General features: G+C 59.4%; 30 protein-coding genes and 1 riboswitch. Of the genes, 13 read left to right on the top strand and 17 right to left on the bottom strand.

The features are described 5' to 3' along the window. The first annotated feature begins 113 nt into the window (after positions 1 to 113). From DW189_RS05105 to mnmE, 5 genes are read left to right on the top strand one after another with little or no spacing between them, the layout of a single operon-like run. Positions 114 to 884: a ParA family protein gene (locus DW189_RS05105; RefSeq protein WP_022331925.1), complete on the top strand. Its 771-nt coding sequence runs from the start codon at positions 114 to 116 to the stop codon at positions 882 to 884. A gap of 9 nt (positions 885 to 893) precedes the next feature. Further along, positions 894 to 1,769, top strand: a complete 876-nt coding sequence (locus DW189_RS05110) for a ParB/RepB/Spo0J family partition protein (RefSeq protein WP_055202827.1) — start codon at positions 894 to 896, stop codon at positions 1,767 to 1,769. Position 1,770: 1 nt separating this feature from the next. After that, positions 1,771 to 2,931: a DUF5683 domain-containing protein gene (locus DW189_RS05115; RefSeq protein WP_117507089.1), complete on the top strand. Its 1,161-nt coding sequence runs from the start codon at positions 1,771 to 1,773 to the stop codon at positions 2,929 to 2,931. Positions 2,932 to 2,934: 3 nt separating this feature from the next. Further along, complete coding sequence (locus DW189_RS05120) at positions 2,935 to 4,308, top strand: lytic transglycosylase domain-containing protein (protein WP_117507090.1); 1,374 nt, start codon at positions 2,935 to 2,937, stop codon at positions 4,306 to 4,308. 1 nt (position 4,309) lies between these two features. Next, positions 4,310 to 5,665, top strand: coding sequence for a tRNA uridine-5-carboxymethylaminomethyl(34) synthesis GTPase MnmE (mnmE, locus tag DW189_RS05125; protein WP_022331921.1), 1,356 nt, complete (start codon positions 4,310 to 4,312; stop codon positions 5,663 to 5,665). Between the two features lie 240 nt (positions 5,666 to 5,905). Here mnmE and DW189_RS05130 read toward each other — a convergent pair whose 3' ends face one another. Beyond that, positions 5,906 to 6,271, bottom strand: a complete 366-nt coding sequence (locus DW189_RS05130) for a hypothetical protein (protein ID WP_018694742.1) — start codon at positions 6,269 to 6,271, stop codon at positions 5,906 to 5,908. A gap of 256 nt (positions 6,272 to 6,527) precedes the next feature. Next, a riboswitch (cobalamin riboswitch) is annotated at positions 6,528 to 6,721 on the bottom strand. Between the two features lie 86 nt (positions 6,722 to 6,807). On the opposite strand from DW189_RS05130, the gene DW189_RS05135 reads away from it, so the two are divergent. Further along, complete coding sequence (locus DW189_RS05135) at positions 6,808 to 7,380, top strand: DUF2284 domain-containing protein (protein ID WP_117507091.1); 573 nt, start codon at positions 6,808 to 6,810, stop codon at positions 7,378 to 7,380. Next, positions 7,368 to 8,075 (top strand): adenine nucleotide alpha hydrolase, encoded by a 708-nt coding sequence (locus tag DW189_RS05140; RefSeq protein ID WP_117507092.1) that lies wholly within the window; start codon positions 7,368 to 7,370, stop codon positions 8,073 to 8,075. The genes DW189_RS05135 and DW189_RS05140 overlap by 13 nt, the downstream gene beginning before the upstream one ends. Before the next feature lie 354 nt (positions 8,076 to 8,429). Here DW189_RS05140 and DW189_RS05150 read toward each other — a convergent pair whose 3' ends face one another. Beyond that, entirely contained in the window at positions 8,430 to 8,870 is a 441-nt protein-coding gene (locus DW189_RS05150) for a DoxX family protein (RefSeq protein WP_117507094.1), read from the bottom strand. A 192-nt stretch (positions 8,871 to 9,062) separates the two neighbouring features. Here DW189_RS05150 and DW189_RS05155 point away from each other — a divergent pair, with 192 nt between their 5' ends. Both DW189_RS05155 and DW189_RS05160 read left to right on the top strand, forming a co-directional pair. After that, positions 9,063 to 9,473, top strand: coding sequence for a secondary thiamine-phosphate synthase enzyme YjbQ (locus DW189_RS05155; RefSeq protein ID WP_117507095.1), 411 nt, complete (start codon positions 9,063 to 9,065; stop codon positions 9,471 to 9,473). A gap of 112 nt (positions 9,474 to 9,585) precedes the next feature. After that, on the top strand, positions 9,586 to 9,843 hold the full coding sequence (locus tag DW189_RS05160; RefSeq protein ID WP_117507194.1) for a DUF6582 domain-containing protein: 258 nt from the start codon (positions 9,586 to 9,588) through the stop codon (positions 9,841 to 9,843). 251 nt (positions 9,844 to 10,094) lie between these two features. On the opposite strand, the gene DW189_RS05165 is transcribed toward DW189_RS05160, so the two are convergent. Beyond that, entirely contained in the window at positions 10,095 to 12,230 is a 2,136-nt protein-coding gene (locus DW189_RS05165; RefSeq protein WP_117507096.1) for a GH92 family glycosyl hydrolase, read from the bottom strand. Between the two features lie 127 nt (positions 12,231 to 12,357). Here DW189_RS05165 and DW189_RS05170 point away from each other — a divergent pair, with 127 nt between their 5' ends. Genes DW189_RS05170 through DW189_RS05180 form a run of 3 tightly spaced genes read left to right on the top strand, consistent with a single transcriptional unit; the run spans position 12,358 to position 14,002 of the window. Beyond that, entirely contained in the window at positions 12,358 to 12,816 is a 459-nt protein-coding gene (locus DW189_RS05170) for a YqaA family protein (RefSeq protein ID WP_026318168.1), read from the top strand. 1 nt (position 12,817) lies between these two features. Next, on the top strand, positions 12,818 to 13,270 hold the full coding sequence (locus DW189_RS05175; protein WP_117507097.1) for a GNAT family N-acetyltransferase: 453 nt from the start codon (positions 12,818 to 12,820) through the stop codon (positions 13,268 to 13,270). A gap of 6 nt (positions 13,271 to 13,276) precedes the next feature. Continuing rightward, a complete protein-coding gene (locus DW189_RS05180; RefSeq protein ID WP_117507098.1) occupies positions 13,277 to 14,002 on the top strand; it encodes a DUF5131 family protein in 726 nt (241 codons plus the stop codon). Positions 14,003 to 14,386: 384 nt separating this feature from the next. Here DW189_RS05180 and DW189_RS05185 read toward each other — a convergent pair whose 3' ends face one another. From DW189_RS05185 to DW189_RS05225, 10 genes are all read right to left on the bottom strand, one after another. Next, complete coding sequence (locus DW189_RS05185; RefSeq protein ID WP_022331914.1) at positions 14,387 to 14,911, bottom strand: ferritin; 525 nt, start codon at positions 14,909 to 14,911, stop codon at positions 14,387 to 14,389. A gap of 181 nt (positions 14,912 to 15,092) precedes the next feature. After that, positions 15,093 to 15,737, bottom strand: a complete 645-nt coding sequence (locus tag DW189_RS05190; protein ID WP_232045478.1) for a PepSY-like domain-containing protein — start codon at positions 15,735 to 15,737, stop codon at positions 15,093 to 15,095. After that, positions 15,698 to 15,934, bottom strand: a complete 237-nt coding sequence (locus DW189_RS14605) for a hypothetical protein (RefSeq protein WP_232045476.1) — start codon at positions 15,932 to 15,934, stop codon at positions 15,698 to 15,700. Before DW189_RS14605 ends, DW189_RS05190 begins: the two co-directional genes overlap by 40 nt. A gap of 35 nt (positions 15,935 to 15,969) precedes the next feature. Then, positions 15,970 to 16,413 (bottom strand): PepSY-like domain-containing protein, encoded by a 444-nt coding sequence (locus DW189_RS05195; protein WP_055202849.1) that lies wholly within the window; start codon positions 16,411 to 16,413, stop codon positions 15,970 to 15,972. A gap of 103 nt (positions 16,414 to 16,516) precedes the next feature. Then, positions 16,517 to 17,797, bottom strand: coding sequence for a sensor histidine kinase (locus DW189_RS05200; protein ID WP_117507099.1), 1,281 nt, complete (start codon positions 17,795 to 17,797; stop codon positions 16,517 to 16,519). After that, positions 17,794 to 18,471 (bottom strand): response regulator transcription factor, encoded by a 678-nt coding sequence (locus tag DW189_RS05205; RefSeq protein WP_018694727.1) that lies wholly within the window; start codon positions 18,469 to 18,471, stop codon positions 17,794 to 17,796. Before DW189_RS05205 ends, DW189_RS05200 begins: the two co-directional genes overlap by 4 nt. A 203-nt stretch (positions 18,472 to 18,674) precedes the next feature. Beyond that, positions 18,675 to 19,703 (bottom strand): beta-ketoacyl-ACP synthase III, encoded by a 1,029-nt coding sequence (locus DW189_RS05210; RefSeq protein WP_022331910.1) that lies wholly within the window; start codon positions 19,701 to 19,703, stop codon positions 18,675 to 18,677. Between the two features lie 24 nt (positions 19,704 to 19,727). After that, positions 19,728 to 20,675 (bottom strand): phosphate acyltransferase PlsX, encoded by a 948-nt coding sequence (gene plsX / locus DW189_RS05215; protein WP_117507100.1) that lies wholly within the window; start codon positions 20,673 to 20,675, stop codon positions 19,728 to 19,730. A gap of 145 nt (positions 20,676 to 20,820) precedes the next feature. After that, on the bottom strand, positions 20,821 to 21,006 hold the full coding sequence (gene rpmF / locus DW189_RS05220) for a 50S ribosomal protein L32 (RefSeq protein ID WP_033395117.1): 186 nt from the start codon (positions 21,004 to 21,006) through the stop codon (positions 20,821 to 20,823). Between the two features lie 97 nt (positions 21,007 to 21,103). Next, positions 21,104 to 21,670: a YceD family protein gene (locus tag DW189_RS05225; protein WP_117507101.1), complete on the bottom strand. Its 567-nt coding sequence runs from the start codon at positions 21,668 to 21,670 to the stop codon at positions 21,104 to 21,106. 181 nt (positions 21,671 to 21,851) lie between these two features. On the opposite strand from DW189_RS05225, the gene DW189_RS05230 reads away from it, so the two are divergent. Beyond that, positions 21,852 to 22,262, top strand: a complete 411-nt coding sequence (locus tag DW189_RS05230) for a hypothetical protein (protein WP_022331907.1) — start codon at positions 21,852 to 21,854, stop codon at positions 22,260 to 22,262. 136 nt (positions 22,263 to 22,398) lie between these two features. On the opposite strand, the gene gap is transcribed toward DW189_RS05230, so the two are convergent. The 4 genes from gap to DW189_RS05250 form a co-directional block, all read right to left on the bottom strand. Next, complete coding sequence (gene gap / locus DW189_RS05235) at positions 22,399 to 23,415, bottom strand: type I glyceraldehyde-3-phosphate dehydrogenase (RefSeq protein WP_018694721.1); 1,017 nt, start codon at positions 23,413 to 23,415, stop codon at positions 22,399 to 22,401. 115 nt (positions 23,416 to 23,530) lie between these two features. Then, positions 23,531 to 24,286, bottom strand: coding sequence for an ABC transporter ATP-binding protein (locus DW189_RS05240; protein WP_018694720.1), 756 nt, complete (start codon positions 24,284 to 24,286; stop codon positions 23,531 to 23,533). Continuing rightward, the gene (locus tag DW189_RS05245) at positions 24,283 to 25,026 is read right to left on the bottom strand and encodes an MlaE family ABC transporter permease (protein ID WP_018694719.1); all 744 of its coding nucleotides are present in this window, start codon (positions 25,024 to 25,026) and stop codon (positions 24,283 to 24,285) included. The genes DW189_RS05240 and DW189_RS05245 overlap by 4 nt, the downstream gene beginning before the upstream one ends. A 4-nt stretch (positions 25,027 to 25,030) precedes the next feature. After that, positions 25,031 to 25,435, bottom strand: coding sequence for a DUF4834 family protein (locus DW189_RS05250; RefSeq protein ID WP_018694718.1), 405 nt, complete (start codon positions 25,433 to 25,435; stop codon positions 25,031 to 25,033). Positions 25,436 to 25,589 lie beyond the last annotated feature (154 nt).

Genomic DNA, 25,589 nt, shown 5'->3' on the forward strand with positions numbered 1-25,589 from the left:
TTGCGCCGGCGGGGCCGCAGCCCATTTCCCGAAAAGATCAGCAAATTTCGGTTACGGTTATGGATTTCCATTTTAAATCATTAAATTTGCCCAATTATAAACCCGATTGAAACATGGCAAAGGTTATCGCTTTAGCGAATCAGAAAGGCGGCGTGGGCAAGACCACAACGGCTATCAACCTCGCGGCATCGCTGGCCCTGCTGGGCAAGAAGGTGCTGCTGCTCGACGCCGACCCGCAGGCCAACGCCACCTCCGGACTGGGCTTCGACATAAACCTCGAAGGCATCTACGAGTGCATCGCCGGGCTCAGGAAACCCGAGGAGGTCATCCTGCAAAGCCCCGACGTGAAGAACCTGTGGCTGCTGCCCTCGTCGATAGACCTGGTAGCAGCCGACACCGAGCTGCCCAAACTGGAGAACGCCCACCATGTGATGAAGCGCATCGTGGACGCCGTGCGCGAAAGGTTCGACTACATTTTCATCGACTGCTCCCCTTCGCTGGGTTACACCACCGTCAATATCCTCACGGCCGCCGATACGGTGCTCATCCCCGTGCAGTGCGAATACCTCGCCCTCGAAGGGCTTTCTAAGCTGCTGAACACCATCCGCAAGGTCAAGAGCGGCCTCAACCCGGCGCTCGACATCGAGGGTTTCCTGCTGACGATGTATATGCGCAACCGCCTGAACAATCAGGTCGTGAACGAGGTGCGCGAACATTTCGGGCCGTTGGCTTACGACACAATAATTCAGCGCAATATCCGTTTGGGAGAAGCACCCTCGCACGGAAAGCCCGTCATGCTTTACGACGCGGGCGCCGTCGGCTCGGAGAACTATCTCACGCTGGCCCGGGAATTCCTCAAGCGCAACCGCAAACCGAGAAAATAACATACCGAAATGAAACAACCGAAGGGATTAGGGCGCGGACTGGACGCCATATTCGGCACCGACGCCGTCGACGCCAAGCTCAAGCCGATGAGCCAGATGTCCGAGATCGACATCACGGAGATCATTCCCAACCCCACGCAGCCGCGTACGCAGTTCGACGAGGAGGCGCTCGACGAACTGGCCGACTCGATCCGCCAGCTGGGGGTCATCCAGCCCATCACGGTCAAGAAATCCGGCGACGGGAAATATATCATCATCAGCGGCGAACGCCGCTGGCGTGCGGCGCAGCGCGCCGACCTGACGAGCCTCCCGGCCTATATCCGCGAGGTGGACGACGAGAACCTGCACGCCATGGCCCTCGTGGAGAATATCCAGCGCCAGGATCTCAACGCCATAGAGATCGCGCTCGGAATGCAGCGCCTGATCGACGAGTGCAACCTGACGCAGGACGCCCTCTCGGAAAAGGTGGGCAAGAAACGCTCGACCATCTCGAACTACATGCGGCTGCTCAAGCTGCCCGACGAGGTGCAGCTGGCGCTCAAGGAGGGGCTCATCTCGATGGGGCACGCCAAAGCCATCGCCGGCGCCCCCGACGGGACGCAGGTACGCGTGCTCAAACGCATCATCAAGAAAGGCCTTTCGGTACGCCAGGCCGAGGAGCTGGTACGCTCGCTCACCGAACAACCGGCCGCAGCGGCACAGAATGTGGAGGACGAGGAGTATCCCGAAAGCTATTCGCGGCTGGTGGAGCAACTCGAAAAGTTCTTCTCGCAGGACATCAGCATCAAACGCTCGAAGAACGGCGGCGGGCGCATCGTCATCGGGTTCGGCGACGACAAGGATATCGAACAGTTCATCGAACGGTTTTCGGGACGTATTAAATAATATGGTAAGTATCCGGTTCAGACACCTGCTGCCGATGCTCGCAGCGCTCATGTTGTGGCTCCCCGCCGAGGCACAGCTCCACCGCGGGGCGCGCACCATCGTACGCGGCGGCATGTTCGTCAAGCCGGATTCGCTGCGCCACAAGAGCGATTCGCTGGCCAACAACGCCCTCACGCGCGAACTCGACTCGCTCCTGACACTGGACTTCACGGCCGATTCACTCGCCGTGACGGCATTGCGTACGGACGACATCCGCACCACGGACTCGCTCATGCGGCTCAGGCTGGCCGGCATCAAGACCGAACCGGATTCCATGCGGCACAAGAAAGGCTGGCTCATGAGCGACTCGATGTCGCTCTCGAAGGTCTGCTGGATCTCGACCGTCCTGCCCGGCTACGGACAGATATACAACAAACAATACTGGAAGCTGCCCATACTCTACGGTACGGTGGGAGCGGGGCTGGCGCTCTACATCAACGAAAACAGGACATACAAGCCGCTCAAGCGGGAGTATGACGCCTATACCGACAAAAACCTCACGCGTACGCCCGAACTGGACGCACTGCAGGCCAAGATGATCCGCAGCAACACCCGCCGCCAGGTCTACCTGGGACTGACCGTCGCCTCGTACATCTATTTCATCGGCGATGCGGCGGTAAACTACTCGACCAACGACGTGTCGAATGTCAAGAAGGCCACAACGCTGGCCTGCATCTTCCCCGGCGCGGGGCAGATCTACAACAAAAGCTACTGGAAAGTCCCCTTCGTGGTCGGAGGTTTCGCGGCGATGATCTACTGCATCGACTGGAACAACCGCGGCTACCAGCGTTTCAAGAAGGCGTACAGGCTGCTGAACGAGTACGAACAGAACCCCGACAAATTCCCTGACGGGCCTACCGACGAATTCCACGGCCGCTATTCGGCGGATTATATCCGCAACCTGCGCAACAACTTCCGGCGCAACCGCGACCTGTGCATCATCATCTCCGCAGGCCTGTACGTATTGCAGATCGTCGATGCCCACGTCGATGCCCACCTCAAGGACTACGACATCTCGGACGACCTGACGATGAACCTCGAACCGATGGTCGACTACACCTACGTGCCCTCGCTCGGCGGCAACCGCCCGGTATTCGGCTTCAACATGAGCATCAAATTCTAACCGATGAGAACCCTCCTGACCATACTGCTGCTACTGGCAGTCGCCGTCCCGGCCCCGGCACTCGACCGCCGCCCCCGCAAAAAAGACAAGAAGAAAAACAAGACCGAAGCCGTCGTAACACCCCCGGCTGCCCCCGTGGCCGGGCAGCAAGCCGCCCCCGAGCCGGAGGAGCCCGAACTTCCCGACCCCGCCGAGGTGCAGTACGACGACATGACGCTCGGGCTCACGGCAGAACAGGCCGATTCGCTGGTCGCCGTGTGGCGCGAACGGCAATGCGGGGATTCCTACCAGGAATTTTTCGACAACTACATCCTGGTCGACAGCACGGCCGAAGGCACGACCCCCGATTCGGTCTACATCCAGCGGCTGCGGGCGCTCGTTTCGCCGATCCAGCTGCCTTACAACAACATCGTACGGGGTTATATCAACCGCTACACCGATTCGCGCTACGGCACGATCAGCCGCATCCTGGGCATGTCGCAGTACTATTTCCCGCTCATCGAGGACGAACTGCTCAAGGAGGGGCTCCCCGTCGAACTGCGGGCACTGCCGATCATCGAATCGGCGCTTTCCACCACGGCCGTGTCGCCGATGGGCGCCGTAGGCCTGTGGCAGTTCATGCCCTCGACGGGCAAAAGCTACGGACTGGAAATCAACTCGCTGGTCGACGAACGCCGCGACCCAGTCCGCTCGACACAGGCCGCCTGCCGCTACCTGAAAGACCTCTATGCCATCTATAACGACTGGTCGCTGGCCATCGCCGCCTACAACTGCGGCCCGGGCAACGTCAACAAGGCAATAGCCCGCTCCGGCGGCAACGGGCGCACGTTCTGGGACATCTACGACTACCTGCCCCGCGAAACGCGCGGCTACGTCCCCGCATTCATCGGCGCCTCGTACGCCTATGCCTACCACCGCCAGCACGGCATCGAACTCACCGAAGCCCCGATCCCGCTGGCCACGGATACCATCCGCATCGACCGGCTGATGCACCTCGGGCAGATCGCCTCGACGATCGACATCCCGATCGAAACCCTGCGGCAGCTCAACCCGCAATACAAACTCGACATCATCCCGGCCACGACCAAACCCTATACGCTCGTGCTGCCGCAGCGCAACATCACACAATACATCGCCAACGAGCCTGCGATCTTCGCCAAAGACTCGGCCTACCTCAAGGAGTACATCAACCCGGCGAACATCGACAAGAAACGCCAGGAACGCTCGGGTACGGTCTACGTGGTCAAGAAGGGCGATACACTGGGCGCCATCGCCCGCCGCTACCGCGTGACCACAGCGCAGCTGATGCGCTGGAACGGCATCAAAAACGCCCATAAACTCCGTCTGGGACAGCGAATCCGCATCGAAGGAAGATAACATGATCCGGGATCACGATACCATCGCAGCCCCGGCAACCGCCGCAGGAGGAGCATTAGCCGTCATCCGCATCAGCGGGGAGGAGGCGTTGCGCATCTGCGACCGTATCTTCCGCGGCAGGGAACCGCTGGCCGCAGCAGCAGGATACACGGTACACTACGGGGAGATCGTGGACGACGGTCGCGTACTGGACGACGTGCTGGTCACGGTATTCCGTGCACCCCGCTCCTACACCGGCGAGGATGCCGCCGAGATCTCCTGCCACGGATCGCAATACATCGTTTCCGAGATCCTGCGGCTGCTCACCGCCTCCGGCGCCCGCATGGCCGGGCCGGGCGAATTCACCATCCGCGCCTACCTCGCCGGCAAGTTAGACCTCTCGCAGGCCGAGGCCGTGGCCGACATCATCGCTTCATCGTCGCGCGCGGCCCATGCGCTCGCCGCGAACCAGATGCGGGGAGGTTATTCCGACGCGCTGGAAGGACTGTGCGAAAAGCTGCTGGAACTCACTGCGCTCCTCGAACTGGAACTCGACTTTTCGGAGGAAGAGGTCGAATTCGCCGACCGCGCGCAACTGCGGGAGGCGATGCAGCGGATCGGGGCGCATATCGACGCCCTGCGCAATTCGTTCACGCTCGGGAATGCCATCAAGGAGGGGGTCGCCGTAGCGATCACGGGAGCCCCGAACGTCGGCAAGAGCACCCTGCTCAACCGTCTGCTCAACGAAGAGCGCGTCCTGGTCTCGGACATCGCGGGCACGACACGCGACGTCATCGAGGAGCGGATCAACATCGACGGGGTCGTCTTCCGGTTCCTCGACACGGCGGGCATCCGCGCAACGGACGACCGGCTGGAACAGATGGGCATCCAGCGCACGATGTCGAGCATCGAACGGGCGCAGATCGTGATTTACATGACCGACGCGGCACGCCTTGCAGCAGGTGCGCCCGTTGCCCCGGAATTCCCGCTCCGTGCCGACCAGAAACTGCTGGTGCTGGTAAATAAAACGGATACGGCACCGGACTGCCCCCTGCCCGAAGGCACGATCGGCATTTCGGCCCGCAACGGCGACGGCATAGAGAGCCTGCGCCGGATATTACGCTCCTTTGTGGATACGGAAGCCCTCTACCACGGCGACGCAATCGTTTCGAACAACCGCCATTACGAAGCCCTCACGGCCGCCGGCGATGCGCTCCGCCGGGCCCTCGACGGGCTCGGCAGCGGCCTTCAGACCGACCTGCTGAGCGAAGAAATCCGCCAGGTCATCCACCATGTCGGCAGTGTCACGGGACGCAATTCGTTAGCCTCCGAAGAAGTGCTAAAGCACATATTTTCAAAGCATTGCGTGGGAAAATAAAATTTTGGCATCATGAAAATAATGCCCACAGCAGACATGCCGGGCACCGCGGCCGCACGACGCTGCACGCGGGTATAACCCCATGCGGCGCCCCGCACCGACCTCAGGACACCCATACCCGAAACGGCCCGGCACGCAGAAATTACGCAACAGTTCCGCCCGCGCACGGGAGGATATAATCCCGGATTATGCCGGCCGGGAACGGTGCACCGCAACTGCGGCGATACCTGCCCCCGGGACTTAGAAATTGATCTGATTGCCTTCCGCGAACAGGGAATCGAGGATCACGTACAACTCCGACTCCAGTTCTTCGGGTTCGAGGTCACCACCCAGCGAGAAGAATTTCCCCGGGGGCGTGCAATACTGCACCGTGCTGGCCGCCTCGCAGGATTCGATACCGCAGACGATCACCGCATCGACGTCGTCCTCATGGCGCAGCATGGCATTGTAGAAAGCGAGCAACTGCCGCGGGGTGCCCATAGGCGGCACCAGCACCACGGTTCCCGAAGGCTGGAACTTATCGGGTGTACTTATCAGTTTGAGGCCGTATTTCCCGGCGATTTTCCCGGCGATTTCCGCCGATACTCCATACAGTACGATATTCATAACCATCGTTATTTACAAAAGACATGGCCGCATCCCAAAATTCATTACAGCATCGTGTTCCATATTACCATGCCTTTCCGGTTTGTCAATTCTCAAAATTTCCGCCGCACGGCTTACGGGAATACGTCCGGATCCGCCCGGCAGTCCGCATAAACCTCGCATCGAAAAACAGGACAGTAATCCCTGCAAAACGCCGATTGCATAAAATCCCAAAGCATCATACGACCGAAACCAGACGCCCAGTCCGCGGGGCTTTCCGACAACGAATCGATCTGGCAGGTCTTCTGACTGACCCCTGTCCCGAAGCCTTCCCGCCCCGCGGGGCAGTGGCTGAGATATTCGGAACGTCACGGGGCTTCACAGCAGCGGGACTGTCCGGGATTTGCACCCGATTCCCTTTTCACACCCTCCCGCGACGGGGAGCGGAGAACCAAATCTGAAGCAAATATAGCGGATTATTCCGAAAAATTGTCCGGAAATCCGGATTATTTTCACAAACCGGCACCACGGCACGGTAAAACCGCTATTTTTACCACGTGGATATTTCGCTTCCATATACGGCCCGGGATTTTTCGGCAGAACTTCCCGCTGCCGATTACATCGCCCGTTTCCGCGATGCCGAACGGATCGGGGGCTACTGCCGCGCCTGCCCCAATTACGGGCGCAGCTGGGGATGCCCCCCTTTCGGATTCAGCGTCGGGAGGTACCTTTCCGGCTACGCCACGGCACTGCTCACCGTTACGAAAATCGTTCCGCAAAAGCAGGGGCTCCCCTCGTCGGAAGCCGGACGGCTGATCCTGCTCGAACGCAGACGCCTCGAACAGCAATTGCTCGGGATGGAACGGCAGTACGGCTGCCTATCGTTCGCCTACGTCGGGACATGCCTCCACTGCCCCGAAGGCACCTGCACACGTCCCGACGGGAAGCCCTGCCGACACCCCGAACTGGTGCGCCCGTCGCTCGAAGCCTGCGGATTCGACATCGGCAAAACTACCGCCGAGCTCTTCGGCATCTACCTGAAGTGGGGCACGGACGGCAAATTGCCCGAATACCTGACCCTCGTCTGCGGATTCTTCCACAACGCCGGACATGTGACATGGAACGGATAAAGGCGGTTTTCAACTGGAGCGGCGGCAAGGACTCCGCCCATGCCCTGCTGCGGGCGATGCAGTCGGGCAAATACGAAATCGTCGCATTGCTGACGACCGTAAACCGAGACACGCACCGCTCGACCATGCACGGCATCCCGACCGCCCTGCTGCAGGCACAGGCCGACAGTATCGGTATCCCCCTGCACATCGTCGACCTCACCCCGAAAGGCAATATGGAGGACTACGGAGCTGCCATGTCCCGTGCCGTGGAGTATTTCAAGGCGCAGGGCGTAACCTGCTTCATCTTCGGGGACATCTTCCTGCACGACGTACGCAAATACCGCGAGAGGCAGCTCGCACCCCACGGCATCGGAGTCGCGGAACCGCTCTGGGGAAAATCCTCCGGCGACGTGATGCACGACTTCCTCGCCTCGGGGCTCAGGACGGTCATCGTCACCACGATAGCCGACAGCCTCGGTGCCGGCGCCATCGGGCAGGAAATAGACCCCGCATTCATCGCCTCGCTGCCTGCGGGCGTCGATCCCAACGGCGAGAACGGCGAATACCACACATTCTGTTACGACGGGCCGATCTTCCGCACCCCCGTCCCGTTCCGGCTCGGCACGCCTTTGCGCCGAAGTTACCGCATCCGCCTTGACGACGGATCGGAAAAGAGCTATTCCTATTGGTTCGCCGACCTGCAGCAGGCATAATACGGCACCGGAGCGGGAAATTAGCCTCAGGGCGCTCCCCCTTAAAATATTCCGATTATCTTTGCCCCCGTAAAACCGATGTAGTGATGAAAACAAAGACGAACGGACTGCGTGATTACCTCAAGGCCAACCGCAGGGCAAGCCGTGAGGCCGAGATCGGGAATCACGACCGCCCGGTCAGTTTCAGCCGGGTACACAAGTCGAAAAAGGTCTATGACCGCAAAAAGCTGAGGGCAGATGATAAAAGGCATCTGCCTTCATCGTTTCCATGCGGCGGCCGCCTGGCCGGAAGCCGGGGACGAAACGGGTTCACGGCACCCCTACTATCCTCCCCACCCTCGGCAAGAACCGGGGCTAACGCTTCGGCGCGCGGATCCGTTGTGCAATGAGCGTATCGGCGGCGTAGCGGCCAGGGCCGGCAACGTACATCAGGACGAAGACAACCAGGTAAACCAGCGCCAGCTCACGTGCGGCAAAGGGATCGCCGCCGTGTACCGCAAAGAAAGCCACACACATCGTAAAGACCATCGGGATCAGCGCCAGCCGGTAGAATAACCCGGCCACACACCCGGCCGCGCAGACGACCTCCCCGAAAACGGCCAGCACGAGCGACATCCGGCTCCCGACACCCAGCGGATCGGGGAACGTCGCCGAGAGCGCCTCGAAGTTCTGCAACTTGGCGATGCCGTGCGACATCAGCAGCAGGCCGAAAACGACACGCGCAGCAAGCAACAGCCACGAGCTGCGGGAATCCCGGGGTTCCCCCGGGAACAGGAAATTCAGGACGGCGGACATAACGATCGGATTTGATTGTACGAATATCAAAATAAATACCGGATTTTACAATACTTTGCGACATTATCCCCGACCGCCGAACCGCCTGCAATCGGGCCAATCCGACAAAAATCCGACAGAGACAGGCGATACGCCACCGTGAGGGGCACTGCGATTTTTCGTACCTTTGCACACGTACATCAATATTCCACCATGGTTCAGCAAGCAGAATTCACCCTCACGCCGCGCAGCCGCGGGTTCCACCTGGTTACCGACGAAGTGCTATGCCACCTTCAGCCGCTGCCCGACGCCGGGCTGGTACACCTCTTCGTCAAGCACACCTCCGCAGGGCTTTCGATCAACGAAAACGCCGACCCCGACGTGCGCAACGACCTCGGGGCGATCTTCGACCGGCTGGTAGGCGAACGCGAGGCCTACTACACCCACACGCTCGAAGGCGACGACGACATGCCCGCACATGCCAAATCGACACTCACGGGCGTCGAACTCACCATTCCCGTCACCCGCGGCAGGCTCAACCTCGGCACCTGGCAGGGGATTTATCTCTGCGAGTTCCGTAACCGCGCCCCGGGCCGCCGCATCGTCGCCACAATCATCGCGTAAAGCGCCGTCACCGGGCGAAGCACATTGGGCAACGAAGCAGCCGCTGTGCGAAAAAGCGGTGGCTGGCCGGGAATTTGCGTATCCCCGCAACAACACCAATGCTGCAACAGCCATGACGACACAGACCAAACCGCACGACCGCCTCACCGCCGCAGAGCGGCACGAACTTCCCGATTCGGCATTCGGCATCCCCGAAACGCGCGAATTCCCGCTCGTCGACGCCGAGCACGTCCGTGCGGCGGAAGCCTATTTCCGCTATGCTCCCGATGCGGAGAAAGCCGCACTGGCGCGGCGCATACTCGCCAAAGCCGCCGAATTCGGCGTGCACGTGCAAAGCCCGACCATCCGCATTTGGGCCGAAAAGCCCTGACCCGCACGGCCGGAGCAGCAGCCGGGCTTCCCCGCTCCATCGCCAAACGGCAGGAACGCCCCTCCCCCGCCTAAAAACAGCAGAAGCGGCGGCAGGGGTATTCCTGCCGCCGCTTCATGCAACGATCATCCCGGGCACGGGCACCCGGCTGCACCTTCCCGGCTCAGGTATCTTCCGGTACCTTCCGGCCGGCAGCCCAAGCTCCCGCCTGAGGTAGGCGAAGGCGCGGGGTTGCCCTGCGCCCTGCACCGTTATTCTTCGGAGGTCGAAATCACCAGTTCGCCCTTGTTCAGCGCATCGTGCGACACGAACCAACCGTCGACGGGCTTGCCGCCGCAGGTGATGCCCGTGATCTTACGTCCCTGCCCGTCGTGGCGGATCGTCCAGCGGTTGCCGTCGCCCAGTGCGACCTGCACCTTGTCGAACAGCGGCACGGTCACGATATATTCGGGGTCGGCCGGCGAATAGGTGTAAAGGCCGATGGCATTGAACACGTACCACGACGACATCTCGCCCGCATCGTCCATACCGCACAGCGCCAGCCCTTCCGGCCCCATACCGTAGAAGCGGTCGAGAATGTAATCCAACAACTCCTGCGAACGCTCCTGGCGACCGATGAAATAATAGAGGTACGGGAAACTGTGGTCGGGCTGGTTACCGTGGCAGTACTGGCCGATGAAACACGAGAGGTTGTCCACTTCGTATCCTTTCCACGGAATCGAGAAGAGTTTGTCCAGCTGCTCGCCGAACGCCTCGCGGCTCGGGAAGAGGCCGATCAGCCCCTCGGTGTCGTGCGGTGCGAAGAACGCCTGCTGCCAGGCATTCGCCTCGCGGTACATATATTCGTAGTAGGGATATTGATCATCGAAAGGTGTGATCCACTCGCCGTTTTCGAGGCGCCCGCGCATCAGCCCCGTCGAGGGGTCGAAGAGGTTCTTGTAGTTCGACGTGCGCTTCATCAGCATGTCGTGGTTCTCCTTGTCGCCCAGCGCATCGGCCAAGAGGGCAACCGCATAGTCGTCGTAGCTGTACTCCAGAGTCTTGGTCACGGCGGCTTTGCAGACCGTCCACGTCACGGGGTTCTCGACATCCATTTCCGAAATGTACCCCTTGGCGACATATTCGTCGAGCCACGGGCGGCTCGGGCCCTGTACCGTAGCGTTGCGCAGCACGAGGTTGTAGGCACGGTTGACGTCGAAACCGCGGTTGCCGCGCAGGTATGTCCCGGCCACGAACGCCGAAGCGTGGTCGCCGTGGAAGAACGTGGGCATGAACCCACCCCGTTTCTCGCCCTTGTCCGTGTCGGAGCTGATGACGTCGGCCGCCACATCGGGAGCCAGCATCCCCAGCAGGATCAGCTTATTGCGGTAGTCGTCCCAATACGACGGGCCCGTATAGTAACGGAAACCGGGATTGATGACCGTTCCATCGACATCGGTGAACTCGCCGTTCACGTCGCTGCGCAGCGCCGGCCAATGGAACGAACGGTAGAGGCTCGAATAGAACAGCCCCTTTTCCCGCTCCGTGCCGCCTTCGACGCGGATCCGCCCCAACAGGTCGTTCCACGTCGCCGTAGCCTCGGAGCGTACCTCGGCGAAGCTCTTGCCGAGCATCTCGGCCTCGAGGTTCTCGCGGGCGTTTTTCTCGCTCACGAACGAGAAGCCGATCCGGAGCTCCAGTGCCCCGTCACCCTCGCCGAAACGCACGATGCGCACCTCACGGTCGCCCTCGACGACGGGTTCTATCCCGGTCACGGGACGGTTCGCCACGGCGTAGAAATACATCTTCTCGCCAGTCTGCTGCCAGCCTGCGAATACGTTATCACCCTCCTTGCGGATATCCCACGCACGCACATGCTCGTTCGAACGCTGCAGGTCTGCCAGCACGGCGGGCGCGGCACCCGCGGGATAGGTATATTTATGGAATGCACAGCGCAGCGTCGAGCTGAGCTGTGCATCGACGCCGTAACGGTCGAGGAATACCTGGTAATACCCCGGGGCGGCCGATTCGCGCTCGTGGCTGAACGGCGAGCAGTAGTCGCCCGGCGTGGGCGTACCCGTCACGGGCAGCAGGGGAATATGGCAAAGGTTCCAGTGCCCCTTGTTGGTGTGCGTAAAACCGTAGATCACGGAATCTTCATACTGGTAGCCCGCACCGCTGTGGAACTTGGTGACGGGGCTGACCTGCACCATGGCGTTGGGCAGCGCCGATCCGGGGAAGACCTCGGCGCCCCATGTCCGTTTGGTGGGTTTGAATCCCAGGTCGACGCTGTCCCACAGCGTCGCCGTCCCCAGCATGGGGTTCACATAGTCGGTAAGCGGCTTCTGCGCAGGGGCGCACCCCACGGCAAAAGCGAAAAAAGCGATACAAAGTCTCGATTTAAGCATAAGCGGTCAGATTTACGTTTCAGACAAAATTAGCGCATTTTGCAGGGCTCCTGCAAGCCCATTCGGGCAAAAAAGCTATCTTTGTCCCGCAGGCAGACTACTCTTGCACAAAATCGGACACCAAGGCATGGAATCGCTTTCGCAAATACTGGCCGACTGGGGCTATTGGGGACTTTTCTTCTCGGCATTCATCGCCGGGAGCATCCTCCCGTTCAGCTCCGAAGCCGTGATGATCGTGCTCGTGCACATGGGGCTCGACCCGGTATTGTGCGTCGCAGCCGCATCGCTGGGCAACACGCTGGGCGGCATGAGCTGCTACTGGATCGGCACGCTGGGAAAAAGCGAGTGGGTCACCCGGCTGGGCGTGAGCGAAAAACAGCTGGCACGGGCGCGCAGGTTCCTCTCCGGGCGCGGGGCGCTGATGGCCTTCTTCGCATTCCTGCCCACGATCGGCGAGGCCATCGCCATCGTGCTGGGGCTGATGCGCAGCAACGTCTGGCTCACGGGCGGCTCGATGCTCGCGGGCAAGACCCTGCGTTATATCGTCGTACTGGCGACCTTTGAAGGCGCCGCATCGCTTTTCTGACATGGATCTCGAAATTGTAATGACAGACACGCCGCAGCGCGACCTGCTGCTGCTGGCCGACGAATCGGAAGAGTCCGTAGCCGACTACGCCGACCGCGGCACAACCTATGTCGCACGTCGTGACGGGGAAATCCTCGGCCAGTATGTATTCCTGCACACGCGGCCGTTCACGGCCGAAGTGGTCAATATCGCCGTCGTCCCCGAACACCAGCGCAAGGGCATCGCCACGGCCATGCTCCGCCACGCCGTCACCACGGCCCGGGCGGCCGGGTTCCATCTTCTCGAAATCGGCACAGGAGATTTGGGCGCGGGCCAGATTGCGCTCTACGAACGCTGCGGGTTCGTCCGCTGCGGCGTCGACGTGGACTATTTCCGCAAACACTACCCCGTTCCGTTTTTCGAAAACGGCGTCGAGTGCCGCCACATGGTGCGCCTGCGCATGGAGCTCAAATAACAGGTTATGTCGGTCAGTTGGAACCCGTGGCACGGATGCCGCAAGCTCAGCGAAGGCTGCCGCCACTGCTACGTCTACCGGCAGGATGCGCAGCACGACAAGGACAGCCGCGAGGTACGCAGGACAGCGGCTTTCAACCTCCCTGTGCGCCGTACGCGCGACGGACGTTACAAAATCCCGCCGGGCGAGATGGTCTATACCTGCTTCACGTCCGATTTCCTCGTCGAGGAGGCCGACGCATGGCGCGCCGAAGCGTGGGAGATGATCCGCATACGCAGCGACCTGCGTTTTTTCTTCATCACCAAGCGTATCGACCGCCTCATGCAGGTATTGCCGCCCGACTGGGGCGGGGGCTACGAAAACCTCGCCGTGGGCTGCACGGTCGAGAACCAGGCGATGGCCGACTACCGGCTGCCTTTGCTGCTGAACGCCCCCTTGCGCCACAAGCTGGTCATCTGCGCATCGCTGCTCGGGCCGCTCGACATCGCACGATACCTCACCCCCGGGATCGAAGAGGTATCCGTCGGGGGCGAATCGGGCAACGAAGCCCGCCCCTGCAATTACGACTGGGTGCTTTCGATCCGCCGCCAGTGCGTCGCGGCAGACATTCCCTTCGCTTTCCACCAAACCGGCGCGCGGCTTGTTAAGGACGGGCGCCTTTACCGCATCCGCCGCCCGTACCAGCATTCGCAGGCCCGCAAGGCCGGGATCGACTACAAGGCAAAGCGATGAGGTGAGCCCCCCTATCCGCCCTGCACGAGCCCCGGCATCCGGCTCTTGTTTTCCCACATCCCGCTCCCGGCCCTCTTCACAAGGCCATTCCCGCGCCTCCTTCCCGGCCGGTACGGTTCCGGCATGCGGCAAACCGCCGCATTTCAGCCCCGCAATCTCCCTCAGGAATCGCCCCTGCCCGACACCTCGCTCGATACCCCGGAATCGCTTTCCCCGGAATCATACCCCTCAATAGCCCCCCCCCGGAATAGCTTCTCCCCAATAGCTTTCCAGGAACTGTTTTCCCAGCCATTCTGCCCGGACACACGGACTTCCGGACATCCGGCAAAAGCAACCGCCCCGGGAAACCGGGGCGGCAGACTCAGCAATCAGGTTCGCTGCGAATTATTCGGTTGCCGTGGCAAGCGGCGAAGCCTGCTGGTAGACACGGGCCGCCAGTTCCTTGTCGAGCGTATAAAGCCCGAACTTGTTGCCCTCGACAGCCTCGCAGGCGGTAATCATGTCGCGTGCCGACTCCTCCTCCTCGACCTGCTCGTCGACGAACCACACGAGCATGTTCGACGATGCGAAATCCTTATCTTCGGCGGCGATGGCTGCCAGGTTGTTGATCATCGAAGTCACCACCTTCTCATGCTCCAGCGTATCCTTGAACATATCGAGCGGCGACGTCCACTCGGTACGCACCTCCTCGATCGGCTTCAGCACGACCTTGGCATCGCGCGAATTGATGTAGTTCATCAGGATGCGAGCATGATCCTGCTCCTCGCGGAACTGGACGAAAAACCAGTTGGCCACGCCTTTCAGCCCCTTGTTCTCGGCGTCCATCGACATCGAAAGATAAAGATAGGCCGACCACAATTCGGCGTTGATCTGCGCATTCAGTGCGTCATGTAATCTTTTGCTTAACATAGTAATATTGTTTTAAGTTTGTGTTTGTATTTTCTCTTCCTGATACAAATATACAATAGTTTCTACTAATTTGTACGAAAAACACATCATATTATTTTATAACGATATAGCTCTATGTTATAACAAAAAAAACGGAGCCCGCACCTCCGGGATGCAGGCTCCGCAAAAGCATACGGGACGATCAGAGCAGGGTGCCGTCCTCGAGGATACGCACCGTCGCCTCCCGTTCGGACTGCGGGTCTTCCACCTCGATGGCGTACCACACGCGGTCGGGGCTTTCGTAGAGGTCAACATCGTCGATCACCCACGTACCGTACTGCGATGACTGCAAAGTCCGCCTCACCACGTCCGGAACCTCCGAAAGGCGCACTCCGGTTTTCGTCCACAGCCAGGCGTCACCCGTACCGAAGCACACCTCGAGCGCTTTCCCGGCGAAGATGATATCGACCTCGGTATTTCCCTTCTCCCGCTCCGCATCAACGATACGGGCACCGGGGTATTTCCGGGCGATGAAGTCGCTGATCGCCTTCGACAGTTCCTGCGGAAGCATATCGCCGTGATCGTCATTGCCGTCCCTGTCGGGCACTTCGCGCAACAGCACGCCGTCCTCGGAATAATAGAGGTCGAATTCCTGCTCGGCACGTTCGACTTCGAGCACATAGACCGTCTCCTGGCCGTTGCGCAGCAGCTTATCCACGTCGTCCACATGCCAAGCGGCATAATCGCCGGCTTCGTAGGCAGTACGCACCGCCCGGGGCAACTCGGCATAGGAGATATCCTCCTCGGTCATGTACCATTTGCCGGCGGCATCGAACCATGCCTGCATGACATACCCGCGCTGCGGAAATCGGCGACCATATACCCGCCCTTGTCTTCCCATTCGACATGGCTTGCAGCGGGGAACATCTCCCCGAAAGCAGCCTGCACGGCGGCCGGTACCTTTACCGATTTACTGTCGTCGTCACAACCCGCCATCGCACCCAGCGACACGAGTCCCATTACCAATACCATGAATTTCTTCATACGATTCCGAATTTGAGGTTAATCCCGGGGTTAAATTAATTGTCGATGTCTATCAGACGGAACTTCAGGTCGAATTTCAGGTCGAGGCCGTTGTCCAGTTCGACTTCGTAGTCGCGGCGGTCGCGGTCGATCGCCGTGATCTTGCGGTCGGGATAGTTCTTGGCGACATAGTCGCGGATCTGCTGCGGTACGATGGCGGCCGGCACCTCACCGTATTTGCATTCAACGTCTTTCCATTCGCCGTTCTTCGTGAATTCGACCTTCGCGCCGTTGACGAACACGACCTTGTAATCCTTGTCGAAAAGTTCCTCGTCCACCTTGGATAAGGAGACTTCTACGCCGGCAAAATGCGCCTTGATAAATTGCTGTGCCGTAGCCGGAAGTTCGCCGACTGCGATCGGACGGTCGTTGCCCGCGAATGCGGGGGCGGAAGTTACCATCAGGGCTGTGCCTGCGAGAATCATCATGAGCTTTTTCATAATCGTTTCAATATTAGGTTTGACTTGTGTTCACAGTGCAAAGTTGCGACCTAAAGCTGAAATGAAGTTGAAATAATCGGCCCCGATCCGTTTTTTTCGTTTTTTATATCCGGAAATGTACCGAGAAACAGTGGCACCTATTTATATAAGAGTATCCCACGCGCAGCCCGTAAAGGCGGCACACGGCGTCGACGATCGAGAGGCCGAGCCCCGTCGAACTCTCCTTCTTCGTCCCCTGGTAAAAGCGCTCGAAAATATGCTCCGCGTCGAGTGCTCCTCCGCCGCCGCTGTTGCAGACGCGCAGTTCATGCGGGGCAACAGTGACCGACACCGTCCCGCCCTTGTCGCCGTGGACATAGGCGTTTTTCAGCAGGTTCGACACCAGGCTGGCCGCCAGCGACGGATTCATCCGCACAGACAGATGTCCCTGCTCATGCAGTTCGAAACGCATTTCGCGCCCGGCGTAGATCTCCTCCATATCCTCGGCCATACGTCGCACCTGGGCGTTGAAGTCGACCTGTTCCGTCTCGGGGAATTGTCCGTTCTCGATCTTCGAAAGCAGCAGCAGCGAGCGGTTGAGCCGCACGAGGTAGTCCAGCGTCCCCTGCACCTTCAGTATCTCGCCGAGCTGCGCCTCGGTCAACGCCGAACCGTCGTCCACGAGCATCTCCAGCCGGTTGCGGCAAATGGCCAGCGGGGTCTGCATCTCGTGCGAGGCATTGCCGATAAATTGTTTCTGGCGTTCGAACAGGGACTCCGCCCGCTCGGCATAACGGTTCGCCGCCTCGTTCAGCCGCCGGAATTCGACGACCTTCGTATCGTTCACCAGCGGGGCGTTCTTCCCGCCCACGGTATAACTGTCGAACCATCGCAACAGGGCATAGAGTGGCCGCAGGGTACGGTGAAGCACCAGCACGTTGACCAGCAGGATCGCCAGCAACAGGAACAGATAGAGGTAGACGATCCACCAGAGGATCGCTTCCTGCAAGTCGTCCTTTTCGATGGTCGGGGTCATCACGGTCAGTTCCTTGTAACGTCCTCCGCTGTCGCGGAATATCGTCCGCAGCACCCGCGCCGGTTCCTCTTCGTCTTTCTCAGGAATAAATATCTCCTCGTCGCTGAAAACCATATGCTGCCGCCCTTCGGCATACTCCGCCGACACGTCGTGCAGGTAATAGCCGTTGTTGCTGCCCGAATAGGCGGCAGGCAGTTCCCTCCCCGCGAGGCTCCGCGTGACCAGCATCTCGGCATAGTTCTCCAGCGAATCGTCCACCTCGTCGTTGATCTCGTCGATCATCGTCAGGTAGAACAACACGGCCCACCCCGCCAGCAACAGCGAGAGGGCCCAGGACATGTGCAACACGATGCGATAGACCAACCTCATGGGGCAACGAGTTTATAGCCGAATCCATAGACGGCCCGGATCTCGATGTCGGCCTGCGCGTCGTGGAGCCGGCGGCGCAGGTTCTTCATCTGGGCGTATACGAAATCGAAATTATCCGCCTGGTCGATATGGTCGCCCCACACGGCTTCTGCCAGCGTGGCCTTATCGACCATATGGTTCGGGCGGCTCATAAAATAGTAGAGGATGTCGTACTCCTTGCGCAGCAGTTCCACCTCGCATCCGGCTACCTCCACACGGCGGCTGTCGGGGTAGAGGCGGACATTCCCCACGTCGAGGCTCTGCTGCCCGTCGCGCTGGTGACGGCGCACGACGCTGCGGATACGGGCGCTCAGTTCCGCCAGGTGGAACGGCTTGGGCAGGTAATCGTCGGCCCCGAGCTCGAGCCCCTCGACCTTGTCATCGAGCGAATCCCGGGCCGAAATGATGATCACGCCGGCAGGTTTTCGCTGCCGCCTGAGCTCTTCGAGTATCCGCAGGCCACTGCCGTCGGGCAGCATGATGTCCAGCAGGATACAGTCGTAATCGTATCCGGCGATCTTTTCGAGCGCCGATGCGTAATCGGACGCCTGCTCGACCACATACTGTTCGCGGCGCAGCGTCTGCACCATGATCTCCCGCAGGGAGGGTTCGTCTTCCACGATCAGGATTTTCATAAACAGCAAATATTCTTCGGGGCAAAGATACACCACGAATCCGAAAGGAATCTGAAACCGCGGCGGCAATGCCCACGTCCAAATATACGAAAAAATCTTGCACCCGCCGCTCCGGCACGGACAGCCCAGGCACGGAAAAGGGCGGAAACCGTACAAGTTTCCGCCCTATCCGTGTTTTCGGCCGGGCTCCCGCCCGCACCGGATTATTTCTCGGCAGGATCGACCTGGCAGGCTTTCGAACCGTCGTAAGCCCACTTCACATAGATGGCACCCCACGTATACCCGCCGCCGAATGCCGACAGGATCAGGTTGTCGCCCGGCTTCAGCTCCTTCTCGTAGTCGTAGAGGCACGAGGGGATCGTCGCCGCCGTAGTGTTGCCGTTGCGGTCGATATTGATCATGCACTTGTCATGGTCGAGCCCCATGCGGCGTGCCGTAGCGTCGATGATGCGCAGGTTGGCCTGATGGGGAACCAGATAACGGATGTCGTCCGAGGTAAGGTTGTTGCGCTCCATGATCTCCACCGATACATCGGCCATCTTCGAAACGGCGGCCTTGAATACGGCGTGTCCGTCCCACATGATCGTGTGCCAGTTGTTCTGCACGGTCTCGATCGAAGCCGGATAGCGCGAACCGCCGGCCTTCATGTAAAGCTGCAACTCGCCCGAGCCGTCCGAACGCAGGATCTCGTCCAGCACGCCGTAACCCTCCGTATTGGGTTCCAGCAGCACGGCTGCGGCACCGTCGCCGAAGATCGGACAGGTAGAACGGTCGGTATAGTCGACGATGGTCGACATCTTGTCGGCGCCTACCACGACTACCTTCTTGCACGATCCCGACTCGATGAACTTGGCGCCCGTCGTCAGTGCAAAGAGGAACCCGCTGCAAGCCGCCGAAACGTCGTATGCGAAAGCGTTTTTGCAACCCGCCTGGTCGGCGATCAGATTACCCGTCGAAGGGAAGAACATATCGGGGGTCACCGTGGCGCAGATCACCAGATCCACCTCCATCGGGTCTACGCCCGCCTTGTCCAGCAGGTTGATGACCGCGCGGGCACCCATATAGGAAGAGCCGACGCCTTCGCCTTTGAGGATATGGCGCGTCTTGACGCCGATATGCGACATGATCCACTCGTCGGACGTGTCGACCATGGTGCTTAATTCTTCGTTGGTGAGGATATAATCGGGGAGATATAGACCCACACCGGTAATTGCTGCTGTTATCTTGCCCATTAACTTTTCTTTACCTAATGATTATTAATTTTTGAAAGCGCGCTGCAACTTGGCGGTCAGATCCGCCGTAATGCACCGCTCGGTCGAAAGGATCATGCTCCTGATCGCCTTGGGCGATGAGATACCATGGCCGATGACCACAGGCGCATTGACGCCGAGCACGGGCGTGCCGCCCACGTTCTCGTAATTCATCGCGTCCCAGAAAGCGTTTCCGCCGCCGAGTTTCTTGTTGATGTGGTAGAGGCCCTCGGCCATCTTCAGTACCGTATTGCCCACGAAACCGTCGCAGACGACCACGTCTGCGACCTTGCCCGTGAAGAGGTACGACGCCTCGACGTTACCCACGAAATCGATGCGGTCGTCGGCCTTCAGCAACTCGTACGTGGCCTTGGACTGCGTATTGCCCTTGGTCTCCTCCTCGCCGATGTTGAGCACGGCTACACGGGGTTTTCGGATCCCGAGCACGGCTTCGGCATAAATCGAGCCTATCAGCCCGTACTGCGCCAGCACCTCGGGTTTGCAGTCTACGTTCAATCCCACGTCCAGCAACAGCGCGGGATGCCCCGTCACCGTAGGAATGATGGATGAGATCGTGGGACGGATAACCCCCTCGATCGGTTTCACGGCGTACATCGACCCGACCATCATGGCGCCCGTGCTGCCGGCACTGGCAAAACCGTCTATGGCCCCTTTGGCCAGGTAACCGAAGCCCACCGTGATGCTGGAATCGGCCTTGGCCTGGAACGCCTTGGCGGGATGGTCGCCCATTTCGATCACCTCGGTGGTGGCAACGATATCGAACCGGTCGGCAGGACAGCCTTCGCCCGCGAGCACGGCCCTGACCCTCGCCTCGTCGCCGAACAATACGATACGGCTGTCAGGCCCGATCGCATCGAGTGCCATGACAGCCCCTTTGACCGCAGCCTCGGGCGCATAATCACCTCCCATGGCATCTACACCAATCTTTAACATAATCGTGCGATTTGGTTAAACTTCACGTCCCGCCCCTCCCTGCCGGCATCCGGTCACAGGCCGGACGGCCGCACACACAAAGACAGGTGCTTGCATAAATTAAAAAGAGGGCAGCCTCGCGGATGCACTCTTTAACCCTGCCGATTTATTCGGCAGCCTTTTTCTCGATCGCCAGCTTTCCGCGATAGAACCCGCATTCGGGGCATACGCGGTGATACAACGTAGCTGCGCCGCAGTTCGAGCAGATGACCACCGTCGGAACGACAGCCTTGTAATGAGTTCTTCTCTTATCGCGTCGCGTCGACGAGACTTTGTGTTTAGGATGTGCCATTTTACAATATAAATTATAAGTTTAACGTATTTCCTGTCCTAAATATTTCCCGGCCCCGGGACAAAAGCGCCTCCCGGCCGGAAATAGCTTATTCCTTTTATTCTGTTTGCGTCCCGTCGGCCTCCATCTGTTCCTTGAGCGCGGCCAGCTTGGCCCATTCGCCCTCGTTGCGGCCCTCGGCCTCGATCCTGTCTTCGAGACGGCCGAACTCCTCGTCGGAAACGATGCGGAAACGTTCCAGCATGTCGGGATTGCACTCCCCGTCGGGATGCACCCGCTGGTAAGGCAGCGCCAGCACGATACTTTCGTAGATGTACTGCGTCAGGTCGACTTCGTCCTCCATCGGCAGCAGCCACATGACTTCGCCGTCGTACTCATGCACCTCGTCCGAGAATTTCACCAGCAACTGCCCCTCGTAATGGATTGGCACATTGCAGTCTTCCAGGCAGCGGTCGCACTCCACGACGACACTCCCGTCCACGGTAACATCAAGCGTAAGCATCGACTCGCCGCGCTCCAGGGCGACCGAGACATCGCAGTCCCCGTCCTTGATTTCCGTACTGCCGAAAGCCCTGAACAACCCGCCGTCGACCTTGAAATGGAAGTCGTGCAGGCCGCTCCTGAGCCCCCTGTAAGCAATCGTATATCTTTTTGTTTCCTCCATAGGAGCGCATTTAGGGCACAAAGTTACGAAAATATAAGACATTTGCAAAGAAAATGCAGAGTTTTAGCATCCCCGCACTCCCGGATATCCGGTCGCCCGCCCGCAGAAGAGGCACGGCACAGGCTCCGGAAATTCCGGCCGCGGATTCCATCTTCGGCAAAAATCGTTATATTTGCACCGTATGGCAACAAAAGAGGGATTCACAATCGAGATTTCGAGCCGCTACGAAGGCTGGTGGCGCTACAACGTCGCGCTGATGTGCGGCTGCTTCGACACGGCGGGCAACCGCACCGGCTTCGCATCGACCGAGGCACATGTCGCCGACGTCGGCTCGAACCTGCGGGAAAAGCCCGCCGGGAATCCCGGCGGCGGCCGCGCAAGTCTCGAAACCGGGCCGTGCGACCACCTTCTGCTCTACATCTATATCGTACCCCATACGCTGCCGGCCGGCAACGACATCGGCGACACGGCACCCTTCGAAGTCGAAATCCGCATCGCATACGGCGGACGGCGGCTCCGCGCGGAGAAACGCCTCATCAACCAGTGGTCGGGCGCCTCGATCGAGATGCGCGTGGATTCCGAAGCCCGGTAGCGGGCATCCCGGGACAACGCCCGCCGCCCCGGGACACGCCGCCAGGCAGCCCGGCAACCTCAGCCCTCCCCGCAGCCACAAAAAAAAAGAAGGAACCCACGCGGGTTCCTTCTTCCATTATAGCGACGGCTTACGATTATTTGTTGTTGTAAGCGGCCATCTTCTGAATCAGCATCACGACCTTGTTCGAGTAGCCCCACTCGTTGTCGTACCAAGCCACGAGCTTCACGAAGTTCGGGTTGAGTGCGATACCGGCCTTTGCGTCGAAGATCGAGGTGTTGGCGTCACCCGTGAAGTCGGTCGAAACCACGTCGTCCTCGGTGTACTCGATGATACCCTTGAACTCGTTCTCCGAAGCCTTCTTCATGGCAGCCTTGATCTCGTCGTACGAAGCGCCCTTCTCCAGACGGCAGGTCAGGTCTACGACCGAAACATCGAGCGTCGGAACGCGGAATGCCATACCGGTCAGTTTGCCGTTCAGGGCGGGGATCACCTTGCCTACGGCCTTTGCAGCACCGGTCGACGAGGGGATGATGTTGCCGCCGGCAGCACGGCCGCCGCGCCAGTCCTTCATCGAGGGGCCGTCTACGGTCTTCTGCGTTGCGGTGGTAGCGTGTACGGTGGTCATGAGACCCTCGACGATGCCGAAGTTGTCGTTGATGACCTTAGCCAGCGGAGCGAGGCAGTTCGTGGTGCACGATGCGTTCGAAACGATCTTCTGGCCGGCGTAGCTGTCGGTGTTCACACCGCATACGAACATCGGGGTGTCGTCCTTCGAGGGGGCCGACATAACGACGTATTTGGCACCGGCTGCAATGTGGGCCTCGGCCTTCTCCTTGGTCAGGAACAGACCGGTCGACTCTACGATATACTCGGCGCCGACTTCGTTCCACTTCAGGTTTGCGGGATCCTTCTCGGCGGTTACGCGGATCACGTTGCCGTTCACGATGAGCTGGCCCTTCTCCACGTTATAGTCGATCGTACCGTTGAAACGGCCGTGTACCGAGTCGTACTTGAGCATGTAAGCCATGTAGTCTACCGGAACGAGGTCATTGATACCTACAACCTCAATGTCTGCATTGTTGCATGCAGCGCGGAATACCAGACGGCCGATACGACCGAAACCGTTGATACCAACTTTGATCTTTGACATAGTTTTATGATTTATTTGTTAATAAAAAAATGCACTATTTTTTCACTGCGCAAAAGTACATACTTTATGTATATTACGCAAATAAAAAATTAAATTTTTTTAGGAACCCGGCTGCCTACTTTGCAGCCAGCTTGGCCTTTTTGGCCATCGCCGAGGCGAATACGAAATCGTTGAGTTCCGGGTTGTCGGCATGCAGGATATCGTCCTTGGTACCCTCCCACCACTTGCGGCCTTCGTGGATGTATACAATTTTCTCGCCGATCTCCATCACCGAGTTCATATCGTGCGTATTGATGATCGTCGTGATGTTGTACTCGCGCGTGATTTCGTGGATCAGGTTGTCGATGACGATCGAGGTCTGCGGGTCGAGGCCCGAGTTGGGCTCGTCGCAGAACAGGTAACGCGGGTTGAGCACGATGGCGCGGGCGATGGCCACGCGCTTGATCATTCCGCCCGACAACTCGGCCGGATAGAGGTGGTTGGCGTCTTCCAGCCGCACGCGCTGCAGGCAGAAATCCACACGTTCCATCTTCTCTTTCTCGCTCTGCGAGGTGAAGAGGTCGAGCGGCAGCTTGACGTTCTCCTCGACGGTCGAAGAGTCGAGCAGCGCCCCGCCCTGGAAAATCATGCCGATGTCCTTGCGGATGGCGCGCCGCTCGCGGAAATCGAGACGCGTGAAATTCGTATCGTCGTACCACACGTCGCCCGAATCGGGTTCATGCAGCCCTACCAGCGTTTTCAGCAGCACGGTCTTGCCCGAACCGCTGCGCCCGATGATGAGGTTGGTCTTCCCGGTCAGGAACTCGATCGAGATGTCGTCGAGCACCACGCGCCCGTCGAACGATTTGGTGATGTGCTCGGCACGTATCATATCAGCAGGACTTGCGTAAGGATCAGGTTAAAGATCATGATTACCACGGAACTGGCCACCACGGCGCGCGTCGAGGCGGCGCCCACTTCGAGCGAATTGCCCTTGGCATAGTACCCGTAGAACGCCGAAATCGAGGTGATGATATAGGCGAACACGGCGGTCTTGATAAGCGAGTAGACGATCGAATAGGGCTTGAAGTCCATCAGCAGTCCGTCGACATAGTCGGCCGGGATCATGATGCCGGTCAGGTAGGCGATGGCCCAGCCGCCGATGATTCCGATGGCGATGCTGAGGATCGTCAGGAACGGGAAGAAGACCACCGCGGCGACGATCTTCGGCAGGATGAGGTACGAAGCCGAATTGACACCCATGATCTCCAGCGCGTCGATCTGTTCGGTAATGCGCATCGTGCCGATCTCCGAAGCGATGCTCGAACCGACCTTGCCGGCCAGGATCAGCGCCACGACCGTCGACGAGAATTCGAGGATCATCGTCTCGCGCGTGGCGTAACCGACCAGCGAACGGGGGATGAACGGCGAATCGAGGTTGATGCACATCTGCAGGGTGATGACCGCACCGATGAATACCGAAATAATGGCCGTCAGGCCGATCGAGTCGATTCCCAGGGACTCCATTTCGTAAATGATGCGCCGGCGGTAGATGGCAGCCTTCTCCGGACGGGAAAAGACCTTTCCCATCAGCATGAAATAACGGCCGATCAACTCAAATATCTTCCACATGGCGCTACTCCTCTCCGGGCTCCTTGGTCTCTTCGAATTCGACATAGTCGCCCACGTCGCGCGAGACCCGTTTCTCGGGCGTTTCCGAGGTTTTATATACCTTCACTTCGCCTTCGCGACCCTTGCGGGGCTCCCCTGCAAAGGGCGAGCCGAAGCCCTGTCCGCCGAAGTTCCCTTCGCCGAACTGTTCTTCCATCCGGCGGCGCATCTTATAGACGCGCCAGCGGAACAGCAGGATCGCCGCTACTACCAATACGATGACTCCCATAATGAAATAGAGAAAAAAAAGTGCGATTCCCCTGAGCAGCGCCGGGGCGCCGACAGCCAGGATGAGGATGACCAGGGTCGTCAGCGGATTGCGCTGCACGAACCTCACCAGGCCATCTATGATCGCTGTCAGAAAATTCATTGCATTTTCGGTTTACAACCCTACAAAGGTAGGGAAAATTATGCGTATTTCAATTAAATGTCGTAAATTTGGTGCCGGAACTTTGCCGGCGGGCGGGGCAAAGCCTTCGGGCAGGCCCTGCCGGGCGCAGGCGAAGTCCCGATGCCAGTGGCGT

Source organism: Alistipes sp. AM16-43 (assembly GCF_003435745.1).
GTDB lineage: Bacteria > Bacteroidota > Bacteroidia > Bacteroidales > Rikenellaceae > Alistipes > Alistipes onderdonkii.

Coding starts and splice junctions, on each gene's coding strand:
- DW189_RS05105 (WP_022331925.1), top strand. CDS start 114: ATGGCAAAGGTTATCGCTTTAGCGAATCAGAAAGGCGGCGTGGGCAAG.
- DW189_RS05110 (WP_055202827.1), top strand. CDS start 894: ATGAAACAACCGAAGGGATTAGGGCGCGGACTGGACGCCATATTCGGC.
- DW189_RS05115 (WP_117507089.1), top strand. CDS start 1,771: ATGGTAAGTATCCGGTTCAGACACCTGCTGCCGATGCTCGCAGCGCTC.
- DW189_RS05120 (WP_117507090.1), top strand. CDS start 2,935: ATGAGAACCCTCCTGACCATACTGCTGCTACTGGCAGTCGCCGTCCCG.
- mnmE (WP_022331921.1), top strand. CDS start 4,310: ATGATCCGGGATCACGATACCATCGCAGCCCCGGCAACCGCCGCAGGA.
- DW189_RS05130 (WP_018694742.1), bottom strand. CDS start 6,271: ATGAATATCGTACTGTATGGAGTATCGGCGGAAATCGCCGGGAAAATC.
- DW189_RS05140 (WP_117507092.1), top strand. CDS start 7,368: ATGGAACGGATAAAGGCGGTTTTCAACTGGAGCGGCGGCAAGGACTCC.
- DW189_RS05150 (WP_117507094.1), bottom strand. CDS start 8,870: ATGTCCGCCGTCCTGAATTTCCTGTTCCCGGGGGAACCCCGGGATTCC.
- DW189_RS05155 (WP_117507095.1), top strand. CDS start 9,063: ATGGTTCAGCAAGCAGAATTCACCCTCACGCCGCGCAGCCGCGGGTTC.
- DW189_RS05160 (WP_117507194.1), top strand. CDS start 9,586: ATGACGACACAGACCAAACCGCACGACCGCCTCACCGCCGCAGAGCGG.
- DW189_RS05165 (WP_117507096.1), bottom strand. CDS start 12,230: ATGCTTAAATCGAGACTTTGTATCGCTTTTTTCGCTTTTGCCGTGGGG.
- DW189_RS05170 (WP_026318168.1), top strand. CDS start 12,358: ATGGAATCGCTTTCGCAAATACTGGCCGACTGGGGCTATTGGGGACTT.
- DW189_RS05175 (WP_117507097.1), top strand. CDS start 12,818: ATGGATCTCGAAATTGTAATGACAGACACGCCGCAGCGCGACCTGCTG.
- DW189_RS05180 (WP_117507098.1), top strand. CDS start 13,277: ATGTCGGTCAGTTGGAACCCGTGGCACGGATGCCGCAAGCTCAGCGAA.
- DW189_RS05185 (WP_022331914.1), bottom strand. CDS start 14,911: ATGTTAAGCAAAAGATTACATGACGCACTGAATGCGCAGATCAACGCC.
- DW189_RS05190 (WP_232045478.1), bottom strand. CDS start 15,737: ATGCAGGCATGGTTCGATGCCGCCGGCAAATGGTACATGACCGAGGAG.
- DW189_RS14605 (WP_232045476.1), bottom strand. CDS start 15,934: ATGAAGAAATTCATGGTATTGGTAATGGGACTCGTGTCGCTGGGTGCG.
- DW189_RS05195 (WP_055202849.1), bottom strand. CDS start 16,413: ATGAAAAAGCTCATGATGATTCTCGCAGGCACAGCCCTGATGGTAACT.
- DW189_RS05200 (WP_117507099.1), bottom strand. CDS start 17,797: ATGAGGTTGGTCTATCGCATCGTGTTGCACATGTCCTGGGCCCTCTCG.
- DW189_RS05205 (WP_018694727.1), bottom strand. CDS start 18,471: ATGAAAATCCTGATCGTGGAAGACGAACCCTCCCTGCGGGAGATCATG.
- DW189_RS05210 (WP_022331910.1), bottom strand. CDS start 19,703: ATGGGCAAGATAACAGCAGCAATTACCGGTGTGGGTCTATATCTCCCC.
- plsX (WP_117507100.1), bottom strand. CDS start 20,675: ATGTTAAAGATTGGTGTAGATGCCATGGGAGGTGATTATGCGCCCGAG.
- rpmF (WP_033395117.1), bottom strand. CDS start 21,006: ATGGCACATCCTAAACACAAAGTCTCGTCGACGCGACGCGATAAGAGA.
- DW189_RS05225 (WP_117507101.1), bottom strand. CDS start 21,670: ATGGAGGAAACAAAAAGATATACGATTGCTTACAGGGGGCTCAGGAGC.
- DW189_RS05230 (WP_022331907.1), top strand. CDS start 21,852: ATGGCAACAAAAGAGGGATTCACAATCGAGATTTCGAGCCGCTACGAA.
- gap (WP_018694721.1), bottom strand. CDS start 23,415: ATGTCAAAGATCAAAGTTGGTATCAACGGTTTCGGTCGTATCGGCCGT.
- DW189_RS05240 (WP_018694720.1), bottom strand. CDS start 24,286: ATGATACGTGCCGAGCACATCACCAAATCGTTCGACGGGCGCGTGGTG.
- DW189_RS05245 (WP_018694719.1), bottom strand. CDS start 25,026: ATGTGGAAGATATTTGAGTTGATCGGCCGTTATTTCATGCTGATGGGA.
- DW189_RS05250 (WP_018694718.1), bottom strand. CDS start 25,435: ATGAATTTTCTGACAGCGATCATAGATGGCCTGGTGAGGTTCGTGCAG.